Below are 15,217 nucleotides of genomic sequence, written 5' to 3' on the forward strand. Positions count from 1 at the left end.
TTAAGCCAAATCAGGCAAATTGGATATTTGGCAGATCCGTCATGCGGTGGCCATGCTTCAGGCACAGCTCAAGCAAATCAGACAATTGTTGATTTAGACGAAACTTCTCATCTCGATGATGCATATCGTCATTGGGGTACGGATAAGCCCCTTGGTAATGACGATGACCATCGGTGATTTCAGCAATGCCTACGTCATGGTACAGGCGCACAGTCATGACCAAATCACTGTTGAAGGGTAATTTAACGGAGATCTGCGGTGAAAACGTCAGGGTTAGTTGTGCCGTAAAGCGGCTTTCTTCCGTTAGCTCTAACGAGAGATGACTTTGTTGCCCCGCCGTATGAATAGTGAAGTGCCATGCATCGTCCTCTTCATAGCCACGCACAAGCTTACCGAGACGTCGATAATTCAACTCTCCTAGTAGCTGTAGCTGGGCTAAATTCGGTACATATGGGTGTTGCATGGATCATCTCATTCGCTGTCGTTTTGTTAACTTTGTAAACCATTTTCACCATTAATGGGGGCATTTCGATTCATTTCAAGGATAGAACAGTCCGCCTCATCTGCCACTAAGGAATCATCTTTCCCTTGCCAATAGCCATTAAACCACTCAAAAAACTCAGACTTATCTTGCTCAGAAAGCGCCCCTTGAAACCGGACTGGTAAAGGAACATGGCGCACCCTAACCTGCACAGGTCCAACGCGCCCACACAATAAATCCCAGTAGGACACCACTTTATCGCCATAAACAATGTTGACGTCCGTGATGCGGGTAAACTTACCTGGCATGGCTTGCAGTACCATGAAAATGCCCCCGGCTTTAGGTCGAAGTAGCTTTTCATAGGGAGACTGTTGGGCCTTATGTTTGGCGAGGGTAAAGCGAGTCCCTTCCACAAAACTCATCACAGCACTGGGGCTCGACATTAGCGACTCACAGGATTTTTGTGTGGTGGCCAGATCCTTACCCATCAGCTCAGGATGTCGTGCTAGCTTGGCCTTGCTGTAACGTTTTACATGGGGAAAGCCCATGATTTTCGTTGCTGAGCCCACCAAAGGCAGCCAGCCTAGGGTATCTTTCATAAATATCCGCGGCATGGGGACGCGCCCTTGCACTTGGGCCAACAACACAAAGGCATCCACCCACGTCTGATGGTTAGCAATAATTAGGTGCCACTGGTCGGCCTTCGGCTTAAAGCTTTCATCCAACTGCCAAGTGACCCCCAGCATCCGATGAAACCACCACTCACAGGCTCTGACCCAACCTCGATACCAGATATCTACCTTAGGGCGTGACCATGCGCTGGACTTTCCTGTGAGCCAGCCAAATAAGCCAATGGCATGAATGGCAATGCCGCAGACCAAAATATTGCTGTTCACAAAGACCAGCGACAACAAGCCGATAAACGGTTTTGCCCAAGGCCAAGGAAGCCACTTCACTAACATAGGTTACTTGCTCTCTGTCCAAGCTGTGAGTAGCTTGTGTTTGTTCAACATAAACCACTGTAAGCCCATGATAGTACTCGCATTAACAATGTCTTGATCCAACAAACCTTGAACCTCATCCGCTGCGATAAGATGCAACTTGATGTCTTCGTGCTCTTCGTCCAACCCCATGGTGGCAGTCAAGTCCACCTTGTCAGACTCAAACTCCCCTGCGTACATACGCAAGTGCTCAACTAACCCACCTGGAGATGGCACAAAACGCATCATGTATTCCATGCGCAGCACTTCCACTCCGGCTTCTTCTAGGGATTCACGGCGCGCCACATCTTCATCAGACTCCCCTTCTTCCACCATGCCTGCCACCAGCTCCAATAACCATGGGGATTCGTGAGCGGGCAAACAGGGACGAAATTGCTCTATTAGCAGTAATTTGTCTTTCACTGGATCAAATAACAGCACGCACACCGCATCGGGGCGCACCATCATTTCTCGGGTCATGGTATCGGACCATTCCCCATTGAACTTACGATGACGCAAGGTGCGCTTATGCATTTTAAAAAAGCCGTCATAGACCACTTCGTCTTTTTGAACATCGACATCGCTTTGCTGGTAAGTCGGTTTAAACATGAATTCTCTTCCTTATCGTACTCGCGATCAGGATACGCCCCCTGATACAGGTGTTTGCTTGCTATGATAACGCTAAAACACGCTTTGAATCGATGCATCCCTAAACAGATTTGCTCCAGCGCCAAATAGGTAATAGAGTCAGATTTATTTAAACTCACTAAGGAAACATACCATGGCGGACATGCGTTGTGACTGGTGCCTAGGCTTCCCTGAGTACATTGAATACCACGACAAAGAATGGGGTATTCCCGTAAAAGATGATCACACCTTGTTTGAATTCATCGTCCTCGAAAGCGCCCAAGCAGGCCTCAGCTGGAGCACCATATTGCGTAAGCGAGAAGGTTACCGAGCAGCCTTTCACGGTTTTGATCCCATTAAGGTAGCGAACATGTCCGAGGACGACATAGAGCGTTTAGTACTCGACCCAAGCATCATTCGCCATCGCGGTAAGATCGCCGCCACCCTCACCAACGCCCAAGCCTTTTTACGCATCGCAGAAGAATTTGGCTCATTTTCAGACTATTACTGGGGCTTTAACGACCACAAAGTCACAGTGAATACTCCTAAAACCCTCGCTGATGTGCCCGCAGTCACGCCGCTGGCGGAGAAGATTTCAAAAGACATGAAAAAACGAGGTTTTAAATTCTTTGGCCCGACCATTTGCTATGCCTTTATGCAGGCGACAGGCATGGTGGAAGATCACCTAGTGGGATGTGTGGCGAAGCCTGCTGACCACCTTTAGTAGGTGATCAGCCCTTCGCGATTTAAAGTTTTCATGATCGGAATTATTTCCCAAATAGGCTCATTGATTCGCTCTGCGATCTCAATCAAATCCATTTCCCCATCGCAGTAACTGATAAAGTTCATCATGGCACGCACATGGTCCGCATGGCCTTTAGAGGAAATGGTTGGGTATAGACCGCGTTTACCTAACTGGGGCTCACAGAGCACAGTTACCTTCGGATAATGATTGTGTTCAATTGCCTCTATGGCTCGACGTAAAGCAAGATAACCGCCGTATAGTCCTGCTTCTGAGATAAAATCTAAGTTATCTAACGATGTATGATATTCTGGGTATTCCCCATATTTGGATCGCATCATGGCACACATGGGCAAATCCACCCCTGGAGCACAAAACTGACGCTCATCACTACCGCGATCTAGCCAAGTGTAGTGGGTCACCTCACTGCCAATAAAACGCAGAACATGCTGCGCAGCACGGTCTGATAAGGTCCCGCCTTTTCGGCTTGGCAAGTAAGAATAAGCCAGATCATCCCCTACACAGGTCACCACAAAGCCAGCTTTCACATGTTGCTGTAAATGCTCTAGATGCTGTGACAAGTACACAATTGAACCAATGGTTTCAGGTAAAAATAGCAATCGGTAAGTGTACTTTCTCGACGGCATATCCTTTAAGGTCTGAATCAGCGCCATCAGCACAGCAGGGCCAGAAAGCTCATTATTGGCCATAGATGGGTGACACACATAAGTGGTCAGCAAGATCTCTTCTTCTGTTTCCCCTGGCAGCACAAGCTCACCATAGTTCAACACGCCTGGGGTAAGATCAGAGTCCACATGCACATGATAATGACCTGGCTTCAGGCGCTGACGAGCCTCATGGGTAAGACAAAAGCCCCAGCGCTCCTTGTAGTATGACGTCACATACGGAATCGCATCTGGCTGTTCAGGTATCGAGTACAGGTGTTCCTGTAACTCTTCTAAAGACACCGTACCATCAAAGGCAGTGGAATAGCCCAACACATGTAAATTGTGATCAGCAAAATCAATCACCCGCTCGCCACTTTCATGCTCTACCCAAGCGTCGCGGATGTGCCATTCAGGAGGAACCGTCCAATCAAAAGCCAGACTGCCACTGGGAACTGCTTTGACACCTAATTCAGGCACAACCTTTTGTATGTAAGAAAGGGTCTCTCTCACTCCAGGGCCGGTTAGGCTTCGACAAACAGGGAACAAGTCTTTAACCCAATTGTACATCTGCCCAGAGATGGCGTTTTTTTCTTGCTCGTTAATCATTTTTGAAAAGGCTTAGTCTGAGGTTCCTTACGGAGCCAAATAAATGGGTTTTCGATCATTAACTGCAATACATGATCGTAGAACTGAGACATAGAAAAAGATTCTATAAAGGAACGCCCCAAGGGGACTTTATGCAACTCATGCTGCTGCTCAAAAGACGCCATAATGGTCACATTCCGATCTCGCTCTACCTCCATATCGCGATACAAAACATGCAGATAAAAGGGTTCAACCTGCACGGCCTCTTGGCGCACAACAGGCTTCATAAACTCTTTCACATAGCGATATGGCACAGCAGCAGCGAGCTCCACGTGATGCACAAGACTGACACTGTTACGCGCTTCTTTACCGAGAGCAAGGAATAAAGCATCCCTCTTAACCATGGCATCAAAGGGAGTGCCTGCACCGTAAACATGACGAGACTTACCTCCACAGATTTCCTGCGCTTGTGCACCGATGGCGGTAGAAGATGAAAAAGGATGGAACTGGCGACATGCCATATCTTGCTGACGAATAAAATCAGAAAATGGCCCGGTTTCACTGGGAGTTAAATGTGGGTCGAATGGCTCATCGGTATTCACCAATTTAAAACTATGGGTGGGCACCACTAAAGTACCTGTCTCCCCCAGCAGCTCCATTAACACATCAAAGTGATCCTGAAAGAGTGTTGCCTTGTCTTTGGATTCATAGCGACCTAGCCGTCCAAAGTTTCCTGTGACGTAAACAACTTTTCCTTCGCACACTCCTGCTCGACGATAAGCATCGAGCAGATCTTGTCTTGAATAATCCATCCAATAACTCTTAGGCTTTTGCGTTGACGTAATCAAGCAAGGTAGCGAAAGAATTCAGCTGCTCAAAATCTTCATCAGGAATAGCAACGCCTAGCTCATTGTCGATTTCCACAAAAAAATTAAAGATATCCAAGCTGTCTAACCCCAACTCAGAAAAAGTGGTCTCTGGGGCAACATCGTCTTTTGCCACACTGATATCTGCCTGAGCCATTAATTCTACTAATTTTTCTAGAGTAACCATGGTGTCCCCTCCGCCATCGGCATGTTTTAGAATAGTATTTAAAATTTATGAGTGATTGCTTGATAACACGGCCGTCGCCCAAGAAAAGCCCACGCCAAAGCCACATACGATGAGGTTTTGGTAGGTATTAACCGACGCTAGAATGTGGCGCTCAAGCAATAAAGGTATGGATGAGGATACCGTGTTCCCCGTATCTTCAATATCTTTAATAAAACGTTCTTTATGTTGAAAGCGGCGCGAAATAGCATCAACGATCGCAGCACTTCCCTGATGCACAACAAAGGCATCAATATCTTCTTCTGTCAGCTGTTGCTTTTCGATCACCTGTTTGATGTGTGGTGCAACTTTAGTGGCAGCGAAATTAAACACCTGGCGGCCGTTCATGGATAAGATGCCATCATGAACTTTCAAAAACTCTTCGCCCTCACCATCTGTTCCATAAGCTACCGCCCCGAGATTTAAGACAGGAGAACTGCCTAACCAAGTGGCTGTGGCCGCATCACCAAACAACATAGAAGTCACTCGATCTGTCGTATCAATTACTTTTGAGTAAGGATCAGCAGTGATCAGTAGGCCGTTTTTCAAACCCGAAGCCTGCATCATTCCTTGCAAAATATACAAGCCATACACATAGCCAGAACACCCTAAGGACACATCAAACGCAACAATATCGGTTCGTAGCCCTAATTTTTTCTGCACCACCGCGGCTGTGTGAGGTAGACCACAACCATCGCCATTTTGAGTGACCACTACAATCGCATCGACCTGATCAAGATCGAATTCAGACGTATTTGCTTGCAGTGCTTTCACCGCCTCCACACACAAATCTGAGGTTTCTTGGTCCGCCTCCTTTCGTGGTAGTCGTAACGCCCCCAGCTTTCCTTTCACAAAATCTTCCGATTCTCCAAAAGACTCAGCCAAAGCAAGGTTATCTAGGGCTGTCGTTGGCACATAACTGCCAATTGCTTTAATACCAATCGTCATTAAGGACCTCCAACGATAAACCGAATCGTGCCAATCTCCGCGTCATCAATCAGCACTCGACTCACTGAAAAACGGTTAGGTATATAATTTTTAAGGCTAATTTGCAGGCTGCTATATGAGTCGGGCAAAGCCGTTGTGGCATTTAACTGCGCAAACACCCATTTCCCCTCGACCTTTGGTGCAAAGTCATAATGCAGCGCCTTTGTCAGGGCTACCACCATTTCTATGGTGCTATATTCATATTGAACGGCCGTTGAAATGCTTTCTTTAGCATCATTTATTAGCGCCCCATGGACAGCACGTTCCTCATTAAACTCATAGCGCTCTGTTACCGGCTTATCCGTTTGTACCCACCAAAATGAAACCTTCTCACCAGCTTGGGTCATGGCTTCCCCTTTACAGGGAGAAATAGCCGCCTCATCAGGAGCGGTTAAACTGAGTGAGCATTGGTGTGTTGCGAAGCTTCTAAAAGAAAGACTGCAAATATGGGAGAAATCTGAACAGGCCTGAGCCATTAACTGCTGAGAAAAACGATAAAAGTCCGTGCCATGTAGATACTGACGGTTTCCTTTAAACTGAAACATTGGGCTCCTCAATGCTACGCGCCAATAGTTGGAAAAAAGCCGCAGACTGTACCAAAATAAAATTTGCTACGACTTATAAAACATTGTTTTATTTAGCTTTACAATAGCAGATATCGCACACCTTTGATTACTTGAAGATAAGGCAAATTGACAAAATCGTGCTTTAGAGATTTCGTACCCGGCCGATAACAGAAGTTATCATTAGTTTTATATCCAATTGGTAGAGTGACTCATGTTCAATAACGCAAGCATTTTAATTACAGGCGGCACAGGCTCATTCGGCAAAAAATACGTCGAAACCCTCTTAGCAAACTACCGCCCTGCTCGATTGATCATTTACTCCCGAGACGAACTCAAGCAGTACGAGATGCAACAGGAATTCGATGCTCCCTGCATGCGTTACTTTATTGGTGATGTGCGCGATAAAGACCGCCTCACTCAAGCGATGCGAGATGTGGACTTTGTAATCCACGCAGCAGCATTAAAACAAGTGCCAGCGGCGGAATACAATCCAATGGAATGTATCAAAACCAATATCCATGGTGCTGAAAATGTCATTGCAGCCGCCATTGCCAACAATGTCAAAAAAGTCATTGCGCTTTCTACGGATAAAGCAGCAGCCCCTATCAATCTATATGGCGCCACCAAGCTCGCCTCAGACAAGCTGTTTGTCGCTGCCAATAACACGGTTGGCAAAGGCTCTACTCGCTTTGCTGTCGTGCGCTACGGCAATGTAGTGGGGTCTCGCGGGTCAGTTGTCCCATTATTTAAAAAGAAAGTCGCAGAAGGTGCGAAAAGCATCCCAGTAACACACCCAGAAATGACTCGTTTTTGGATCACCCTGCAAATGGGCGTCAATTTTGTACTGAAGAACTTTGAGCGTATGCGTGGCGGCGAGATTTTCATCCCTAAAATCCCATCGGTTCGAATTAAGGATTTAGCTCAAGCCTACGCCCCAGATATTCCTATTGAAGACATTGGCATTCGTCCGGGGGAAAAAATGCATGAAGTTATGTGCCCTGTAGACGACTCCTATCATACTTATGAGTTCCATGATCACTTTGTGATCGCTCCCAGTATCAAGTTTTTCCACGGGGAGCTTAGCTTTGATAACAATGCCATTGGCGAAAAAGGTGAATTGGTAGCGCCAGGCTTTGAATACCAATCTGGTAGCAACCCTGATTTTTTAACCGTCGAAAATATTCAAGCGTTCGAAAATGAGTAAGGCATTTATCCCCTATGGCCGACAATCCATCTCAGCTGCAGACGTTGAAGCCGTCTGTGAAGCTCTAACGTCGGACTATTTAACCCAGGGGCCATTAGTACCAGAATTTGAAAATTCGGTTGCCGAACTCAGCCAATGTAAATATGCCATTGCTGCAAACAGTGCCACATCAGCGTTACATGTGGCCTGTTTAGCCTTAGGCGTTGGCCCAGGTGACTTAGTTTGGACCACACCCAATACCTTCATTGCCAGTGCCAATTGTGCTTTATATTGCGATGCTCAAGTGGACTTTGTGGATATTGACCCTCAAACCTACAACCTGTGTCCAATTCAACTGAAAGAGAAGCTAGAACTCGCCAAGTTTCAAAACCGCCTACCTAAAGTGGTCATCCCAGTGCATTTTGGTGGTCATCCTTGTGACATGCGTGCTCTGCATGAGCTATCAAAAGAATACGGTTTTTATATTATTGAAGATGCCTCACACGCGATTGGTGCCAAATTCAAAGGCCAGCCTGTGGGCAGCCGGTACTCGGATATTTGTGTCTTCAGCTTCCACCCAGTTAAAGTTATGACCACCGCAGAAGGCGGCATGGCCGTCACCAATAAAGAACCGTTAGCGGATGCTATGCGGTTATTGGTTCATCAAGGTGTGACCAAAAACAAACGGGAATTTCAGACCCGATCCCCCGGCGATTGGTATTATGAGCAGCAGGATTTAGGCTTCAATTACCGCATGACAGAGCTGCAAGCAGCCTTAGGTATTTCGCAATTAAAACGCCTAAACCAATTTATTGAAAAGCGCCGTGAACGGGTACAAAACTACTACAAGCTGCTACAAGGATTACCAATCCAACTACCGAGCGAAGCAGATTACGCCTTTTCCAGTTGGCACCTATTTCCGATTGTGCTCTTTGAAGCGTTAGAACCCCAGCGTGCGTTGATTTTTCAGTATTTAAGGGAACAACAAATAGGCACTCAAGTGCACTATATTCCAGTTCACACACAGCCGTTTTACCAAGAAAAAGGGTTCGCATGGGGAGACTTCCCTCAATCAGAGGAATACTACCAGCGTTGCTTAAGCTTGCCTCTCTACCCAGATTTGACCTATGAGGAGCAAGTTTACGTTGCAAATGCTCTGAGAGAAGCCATTGATAGAGCGTTTGTTGCATGAACGTAGCGATTATTCCTGCACGGGGAGGATCTAAGCGGATCCCGCGAAAAAACATTAAGCTTTTTCATGGCAAGCCTATTATTGCTTATTCCATTGAAACCGCCATGGCATCTGGTTGCTTTGACCGCATTATTGTTTCTACCGATGACGACGAAATCGCGGCCGTTGCACGTGAATTTGGGGCAGAGGTGCCGTTTAAACGCCCTGCAGAATTATCGGATGATTTTGCTACCACACTTGATGTGATGGCGCATGCGACCAATTGGCTCTTAGCAAATCAACCAGACATAAAGAACGTCTGTTGCATTTACCCCACTGCCCCATTAATACTGGCCGAGGACTTACGTCAAGGACTGGAAAAACTTAACGGCTCTAACGCTTTAAACTATGTGTTTAGCGCAGTGGAATACGCTTTTCCTGTTCAAAGAGCCATTACTTTGCAATCCGAAAAGGTCTCTATGGTAATGCCGGAATTCGAGCAAACTCGATCTCAAGACCTTCCAAAAACTTATCACGATGCAGGCCAATTTTATTGGGGTAAAGTCAGCGCATTTACCAATAAAACACCGATCTTCAACGGCGACGCCTCCATAGTTGCATTACCCCAAACTCGTGTACAGGATATTGATACGTTAGAAAACTGGCTGTTCGCCGAGTCCTTGTACCAGCACTATGTGATCCCCCATGCAAATCGCCATACGAGCTGACGCCTCTCTGGACATCGGCAGTGGCCACATAATGCGCTGCCTCGCTCTCGCCGAGATACTTAAGAGCCAAGGTCATTTGGTGATATTCTATTGCCAAACCCTACCAGGAAACTTAATCACACGTATCCATGAACGAGGGTTTACAACACGGGGGATAGACACACCTGTGTCAAAAGAAAACCTACTCACTGGATATGGCAGTTGGTTAACTCGAACCCAATCAGAAGACGCTGCGGCGTTTTGTGATCAGGCAAAAGATATCGAACTCGTGGTTGTAGATCACTACGCTCTTGATCAAGACTGGGAGCGACAAATCCAGCAACAACTATCAGTCCCCGTCCTTGCTATTGACGACCTGAAACGCCGCCATTCAGCAGACATCATACTCGACCAGACACTTGGACGTTCCCAGTCTGAATATGATGCTCAAGGTGTTGTACTTTGTGGCAGTCAATATGCTTTGCTCAGCCAAGCCTTTGCTAACGCCCGTGAGCATGCATATGAACGTGCCCTTTCCAACCACCCAATACGAGTTCTCATGTCTTTTGGCGGTGTTGATCAGCACAATATGACAGGTTCTGCGTTGAACTCATTAGTTAGTAGTCTAGATCTAGAGATCACTGTGCTCTTACCGCCTTATGCTCCTCATTATCATGAGATCAAGAGCCTAGCTGACAGCTTAGCAAATGTAACGCATATCCCATTCTCTGATCAGATGGATGCCCTCATGCTGTCCCATGACATGGCAATAGGAGCGCCAGGAACCACAAGTTGGGAGCGCGCCTGCTTGGGGCTTCCAAGTATTATTATCCCTATTGCAGAAAACCAATTGAATGTCTGCGAACAACTTTGTCGCCACAATATTGCTTTGATGCTCAAAGAGGAAGACATTCATAAGTTACCAGAAGCAGTCATGCAACTAGTCAACGATTGGCAGGGGTTTCATAAAAGAGGGATGGCAATCTGTGATGGACTCGGTGGCTATCGAGTAGCCGCCGAAATAAACCAATTAGAAGCCGTTTCCCAAGGTATGGATAGTTATCACTTAGCACTCGCACAACCACAAGACGCCCAGCGTATTTATCAATGGCAATGTCATCCAAAGACACGTCAGCATGCTTTAACCCCTGATATACCAGACTGGTCAACCCATGAGGCTTGGTTCCAACGTAAGTTGGCTCAAGCGGATGCTTACTTCTACCTTATCAAAGACAGCCATGAAGCCTTAGGCGCTGTCAGACTGGATCGCTTACACCCATTTCACTATCTAGTGTCTATCTATGTGTCACCTGATCACTACCGAAAAGGTGTCGCATCCAAAGGCCTCGCTTTAATGGACCTTATCCATCCTCATATTCACATTCATGCTACGGTGCTGTTAGACAACCTGGCCTCCCATGCCTTATTCACCAAGGCAGGTTATGGCAAAATAGATTCCGAACACTATGTGCGCCCACCGATAAACGGAGCCCAGTTATGACAAAATTTATCTCTATCGATGGTCGAAGAATTGGCCCAGATTACCCACCGTATATTATTGCGGAAGTGTCAGCCAACCATAACGGCAAGCTTGAAAACGCTTTGAAACTGCTGGAAATAGCCAAGGAAGCCGGTGCTGATGCGGTTAAATTACAAACGTATACGGCTGATACGATTACACTAGATTGTGATAAAGAAGACTTTCAAATTCGCGGTGGCCTATGGGATGGCAATACGCTTTATAGCTTATATCAACAAGCCTACACACCATGGGAATGGCATAAAGCTTTATTTGAGAAAGCCAAATCGCTCGGTCTAACGATTTTTAGCTCTCCGTTCGACGCCACTGCTATTGAACTGCTGGAGTCCCTCGATGCCCCTGCCTATAAGATTGCTTCTTTCGAAGCCATCGACCTCCCCTTAATACGAACTGCCGCCCGCACTAAAAAGCCACTGATCATTTCAACTGGCATGGCGAATCAAGATGAAATCCAAGAGGCGATCGAGGCTGCCAAAGAAGCAGGCTGTACCGAATTGGCGATCCTACATTGTGTCAGTGGCTATCCAACCCCTGCAGATCAGTATAATTTGCGCACTGTTGCTGATATGACAGAGCGGTTTGAGTGTGTTGTCGGCCTTTCAGACCACACCATTGAAAACATCACCGCTATCACTTCTATCGCCATGGGTGCAGCGATTGTTGAAAAACACTTTACCCTTGATCGACAAGGGGGTGGTCCTGATGATTCGTTCTCATTGGAGCCAGAGGAGTTAAGCGCTCTTTGCAGAGATACCAAAATGGCCTGGCAGGCCCTAGGAAAAGTAAATTACACCTTAACGGAAGCAGAAAAAGGCAATGTGCAGTTTCGTCGTTCCCTGTATGCGGTGAAAGACATTCGCCAAGGAGAACCTCTGACAGAAGATAATGTTCGAAGCATTCGCCCCGGTTACGGCTTAGCTCCCAAACACCTACCAGATGTATTGGACACCATTGCGACTTCAGACATAGAGCGTGGCACGCCAATTTCTTGGGAGTTCATAAAAAATAAAGCGCCATAGGCGCTTTATTTTTAACCATTAAATTTCCCGTCTAGACGTCCACGTCCTTTATCAACATAGTCTTGAGCACTTGCTAGCATGTCTGGCATTTCCTGAATGAGCTCTTTAAACAGCTCTATCATTTCACTCACAGTGTCTAAACAATCGTCAGGAGAGCCCAGCAGTAAATCTAGAACCTCATTCGCAAAATAAATGAAAGAACCAAACATTAGCTCAGCATGATAAGGCGTCTGTAGATAATATTGCTTCATCATATTTGCATTGAACTGAGCAAACACTCTCAACAAATCTTTTTTATCTTTTATATCTTGCTCAAAAAAGCCGAGGGAGTCATCGCAAAAGGCCCTAAAAGACTCTTCGATTCCAGCTAAGCCTTCATCAGCTGCCACATTTGCATCGTAATCTTCTGCCGAACAATGCTTCCAAACATATGCCTTCACCGCCTCTTTTTGTTCAACTCCAGATTGCATAATGAGTGCATCATCTACGGCTAAAGGCAACGCCCCCTCAATCTTAATACCATCAGAAAGATTGTAACAATGGAACATCTTGTTATTTTCTTTTGCGCGTAAGATTGATAAACCCAACTGAATTCTTGATGTGTCCATCATACCGGTTGTATACGCCACACCACCGAAATTGGCTTCCCGCTTAACTAGATTCCGCTTATATTCCAACAAACCAGTACTAGTACCATCGTCTTTGAAGTAACCACTTGCCTTAGAATGATGCTCATCTGGGTTTTTAAAACCGCAATCCACGCCAATCAAATACACATCAGAAAAGCCCATTAGCGTGGCATAAGACATTGCCAAATTCGCCACAATAGGAGCCGAATAATTCATGGTCATCAGTCGACTTCTGTTTGCATCAGATACAATTTTACTTAGAGCCATAATCGATGAGATCGGCTCACTAGGCTTCAAACCTATTAAGCATTTATCGAAGTATTCGTAAAAGTCGGGGTGCATAACATTCACGGTTAAAGCTGTAATGCCAGACAAAAACTCCTTATCGATATAAGCCAGTTTCTCTGCAGTATGCTTCAAACGCTCAACGTCAACTTGATAATCAGGCTTAATACCGTATTTACGCAAGGTATTAATAGTTGTTCCGCAAGAGATAATAATTGCGTTATCAGCATTTTCCTTAACAAACTCAATATTCTTATCTAGTGATGGCCCATTCCCCAAAATAAAAACAGGTAAATCAAGGTTTTTATTAAAGCCCTGTTTAGTACCATAATTCGGTGTTACCGCTAAGAATGTTGAGGTGCGGCGGGAAAGGTATTGCCCAATACCAATAATACCATCATCAAAAAAACCCCACCCCATTACTTGGCGGGAGTACTGGTCATGGAACTCATCGAGCACTGATTTAATGTGCTCACGACTGTAACCCATATACAGGAAGGTATGGGCTGCCATGTACATTCCATTGTAGCGAATATCACTTAAATATTTATTGGTAAAACTCTTTTCATCTAGTCCGAGAAAGAAATGCAATGTACTATCACGCGCTTCCATCTCCGTTACTACCCACTGCCAATCAATAGCAAAAAGCGAATAATAAAACAGATCAATATTCTCTTCGTAAATGTAGATGTGATTCACATGATGTTCATCAAGAATACGAATCAACTGATAGCCAAAATCAAAGCCAAAAAGAATTACTCCACCAATAAAATCAGGCAACCCAGAATAGGAAGCTAAATCTTTTTTCTTTTCAATCTTCTTTTCTTGAACAAGGCTAAGATAGTATTCGTGGCGAGATTGTTTTTTTCGATTTGCCTCAACATTTATAACAGTTCGTGCTGGTTTTTCTCGAAAAAGTCGATATTTCTGGTCGATTTGAGTGAAGGGTTCTTCCGAAAAAAGAGTGTAACCTGTATCTGGAAAATAAAGATTTAAAGCACCGTCTCGCTCTAAAAATATATTTTTATTGCTAGGTTCGTAGGCCAACATTTCTTTGTGAATATCAGGGAAGTAATGCTTTAATACTTCCATATTTTTGCTGTACTGGGCCGAAAATATATCATCATTATCAACCAGCCTTTCCTTGCCCTGCTTCAGTCTCTCGATAATAGTTTCATCAACTTTAAAGCCAAGGGTATCTTCCTGCATTACAGCTTCCCTATTTCTGAATAGCCTTTTGAGCCTTTTCTCTTTTTCATTAAATGAGATTGTTCTTTTTTTAAAGCAGCTCTTTCGGATTTAACAACTGCTTCTGACTGACGAATTAGCTCATATAGATGGCGATATTCATCCGCTTGGGATGCCACTTTTTGTTGTGACACCTCCCCCGATTGAATCATTTTCCGTAGACCAAGATCTATCTTTTGCAGTGACTCTATATCTTTTTCAGCAATCGCTTTTTCAAGATATGGCACCAAAGCCAGCACATCTATATCACTGCTTTCAATATCTTTTAAGGCATTAGGCATGAGCTTGTGCCGCTTCCTGCTTGGCTACATCACTAATCTGGTCCCATGCCCCTTTAATCTCAAGCATAAGTCTCATTACTAAATCTAGCTTTGAGGTGTCTTGTTGGGCACTGGCCTCGTTCACCTGTTCAATCATGTAGGAATACAATGAGTCCAGATTATCAACTAATTCAGGATTGGCATCACGATCCAGCGCATCACGCAGGGCGTTAATAATTTCAACCACTCGCGTAAGAGTAGCCGCTTTGGCAGCCATATCTCGACGCTCAATATGCCCTTTGCCAAGAGCCAAACGCTCTAAAGCCCCTTGCATTAACAACTGAATAATTCGATGGGGGTCTGCTGACGCCAGATCAGACTTAAGTGAGTCTTTTTTGTAGGCCTGAATGCCTTTATTCGCGTACATATCAACCTCTTATGTTACAACGA

The 15,217-nt window shown here is 45.4% G+C and carries 17 protein-coding genes; 6 read left to right on the top strand and 11 right to left on the bottom strand.

The annotated features are described in order from the left end of the window. Positions 1 to 10: 10 nt before the first annotated feature. The 3 genes from ACFQ45_RS13520 to ACFQ45_RS13530 are packed head-to-tail and all read right to left on the bottom strand — an operon-like array spanning position 11 to position 2,070. Positions 11 to 463 (bottom strand): DUF1249 domain-containing protein, encoded by a 453-nt coding sequence (locus tag ACFQ45_RS13520; protein WP_377368565.1) that lies wholly within the window; start codon positions 461 to 463, stop codon positions 11 to 13. A gap of 26 nt (positions 464 to 489) precedes the next feature. Beyond that, complete coding sequence (locus tag ACFQ45_RS13525; RefSeq protein WP_377368567.1) at positions 490 to 1,443, bottom strand: acetyltransferase; 954 nt, start codon at positions 1,441 to 1,443, stop codon at positions 490 to 492. A gap of 3 nt (positions 1,444 to 1,446) precedes the next feature. Beyond that, entirely contained in the window at positions 1,447 to 2,070 is a 624-nt protein-coding gene (locus ACFQ45_RS13530) for an NUDIX domain-containing protein (RefSeq protein ID WP_377368569.1), read from the bottom strand. Positions 2,071 to 2,242: 172 nt separating this feature from the next. On the opposite strand from ACFQ45_RS13530, the gene ACFQ45_RS13535 reads away from it, so the two are divergent. Continuing rightward, positions 2,243 to 2,812, top strand: a complete 570-nt coding sequence (locus ACFQ45_RS13535; protein ID WP_377368571.1) for a DNA-3-methyladenine glycosylase I — start codon at positions 2,243 to 2,245, stop codon at positions 2,810 to 2,812. On the opposite strand, the gene ACFQ45_RS13540 is transcribed toward ACFQ45_RS13535, so the two are convergent. The 5 genes from ACFQ45_RS13540 to ACFQ45_RS13560 are packed head-to-tail and all read right to left on the bottom strand — an operon-like array spanning position 2,809 to position 6,704. Further along, on the bottom strand, positions 2,809 to 4,104 hold the full coding sequence (locus ACFQ45_RS13540; RefSeq protein WP_377368573.1) for a DUF4910 domain-containing protein: 1,296 nt from the start codon (positions 4,102 to 4,104) through the stop codon (positions 2,809 to 2,811). The genes ACFQ45_RS13535 and ACFQ45_RS13540 overlap by 4 nt on opposite strands. Then, positions 4,101 to 4,895: an AAC(3) family N-acetyltransferase gene (locus ACFQ45_RS13545; protein WP_377368575.1), complete on the bottom strand. Its 795-nt coding sequence runs from the start codon at positions 4,893 to 4,895 to the stop codon at positions 4,101 to 4,103. The genes ACFQ45_RS13540 and ACFQ45_RS13545 overlap by 4 nt, the downstream gene beginning before the upstream one ends. 10 nt (positions 4,896 to 4,905) lie before the next feature. Next, entirely contained in the window at positions 4,906 to 5,136 is a 231-nt protein-coding gene (locus ACFQ45_RS13550; protein WP_377368576.1) for an acyl carrier protein, read from the bottom strand. Positions 5,137 to 5,181: 45 nt separating this feature from the next. After that, on the bottom strand, positions 5,182 to 6,120 hold the full coding sequence (locus ACFQ45_RS13555) for a ketoacyl-ACP synthase III (protein ID WP_377368577.1): 939 nt from the start codon (positions 6,118 to 6,120) through the stop codon (positions 5,182 to 5,184). Next, positions 6,120 to 6,704, bottom strand: a complete 585-nt coding sequence (locus tag ACFQ45_RS13560; protein ID WP_377368578.1) for a hypothetical protein — start codon at positions 6,702 to 6,704, stop codon at positions 6,120 to 6,122. The genes ACFQ45_RS13555 and ACFQ45_RS13560 overlap by 1 nt, the downstream gene beginning before the upstream one ends. A gap of 232 nt (positions 6,705 to 6,936) precedes the next feature. Here ACFQ45_RS13560 and pseB point away from each other — a divergent pair, with 232 nt between their 5' ends. From pseB to pseI, 5 genes are read left to right on the top strand one after another with little or no spacing between them, the layout of a single operon-like run. After that, positions 6,937 to 7,929: a UDP-N-acetylglucosamine 4,6-dehydratase (inverting) gene (gene pseB / locus ACFQ45_RS13565; protein WP_377368580.1), complete on the top strand. Its 993-nt coding sequence runs from the start codon at positions 6,937 to 6,939 to the stop codon at positions 7,927 to 7,929. Next, the gene (pseC, locus tag ACFQ45_RS13570; protein ID WP_377368582.1) at positions 7,922 to 9,100 is read left to right on the top strand and encodes a UDP-4-amino-4,6-dideoxy-N-acetyl-beta-L-altrosamine transaminase; all 1,179 of its coding nucleotides are present in this window, start codon (positions 7,922 to 7,924) and stop codon (positions 9,098 to 9,100) included. Before pseB ends, pseC begins: the two co-directional genes overlap by 8 nt. Continuing rightward, positions 9,097 to 9,807: a pseudaminic acid cytidylyltransferase gene (gene pseF, locus ACFQ45_RS13575; protein ID WP_377368584.1), complete on the top strand. Its 711-nt coding sequence runs from the start codon at positions 9,097 to 9,099 to the stop codon at positions 9,805 to 9,807. The genes pseC and pseF overlap by 4 nt, the downstream gene beginning before the upstream one ends. Beyond that, on the top strand, positions 9,785 to 11,287 hold the full coding sequence (gene pseG, locus ACFQ45_RS13580; protein ID WP_377368586.1) for a UDP-2,4-diacetamido-2,4,6-trideoxy-beta-L-altropyranose hydrolase: 1,503 nt from the start codon (positions 9,785 to 9,787) through the stop codon (positions 11,285 to 11,287). Before pseF ends, pseG begins: the two co-directional genes overlap by 23 nt. After that, the gene (pseI, locus tag ACFQ45_RS13585) at positions 11,284 to 12,345 is read left to right on the top strand and encodes a pseudaminic acid synthase (protein ID WP_377368588.1); all 1,062 of its coding nucleotides are present in this window, start codon (positions 11,284 to 11,286) and stop codon (positions 12,343 to 12,345) included. The genes pseG and pseI overlap by 4 nt, the downstream gene beginning before the upstream one ends. Before the next feature lie 11 nt (positions 12,346 to 12,356). Here the strand turns inward: pseI and ACFQ45_RS13590 are convergent, their stop codons facing one another. From ACFQ45_RS13590 to fliS, 3 genes are read right to left on the bottom strand one after another with little or no spacing between them, the layout of a single operon-like run. Beyond that, complete coding sequence (locus tag ACFQ45_RS13590; protein ID WP_377368590.1) at positions 12,357 to 14,468, bottom strand: motility associated factor glycosyltransferase family protein; 2,112 nt, start codon at positions 14,466 to 14,468, stop codon at positions 12,357 to 12,359. Further along, positions 14,468 to 14,788 (bottom strand): hypothetical protein, encoded by a 321-nt coding sequence (locus ACFQ45_RS13595; protein ID WP_377368592.1) that lies wholly within the window; start codon positions 14,786 to 14,788, stop codon positions 14,468 to 14,470. Before ACFQ45_RS13595 ends, ACFQ45_RS13590 begins: the two co-directional genes overlap by 1 nt. Continuing rightward, positions 14,781 to 15,194, bottom strand: a complete 414-nt coding sequence (gene fliS / locus ACFQ45_RS13600) for a flagellar export chaperone FliS (protein ID WP_377368594.1) — start codon at positions 15,192 to 15,194, stop codon at positions 14,781 to 14,783. Before fliS ends, ACFQ45_RS13595 begins: the two co-directional genes overlap by 8 nt. Positions 15,195 to 15,217: the final 23 nt, after the last annotated feature.

The sequence above is a fragment of the Rhodanobacter aciditrophus genome, from assembly GCF_042679525.1.
Classification (GTDB): Bacteria; Pseudomonadota; Gammaproteobacteria; order Pseudomonadales; family Marinomonadaceae; genus Marinomonas; species Marinomonas aciditrophus.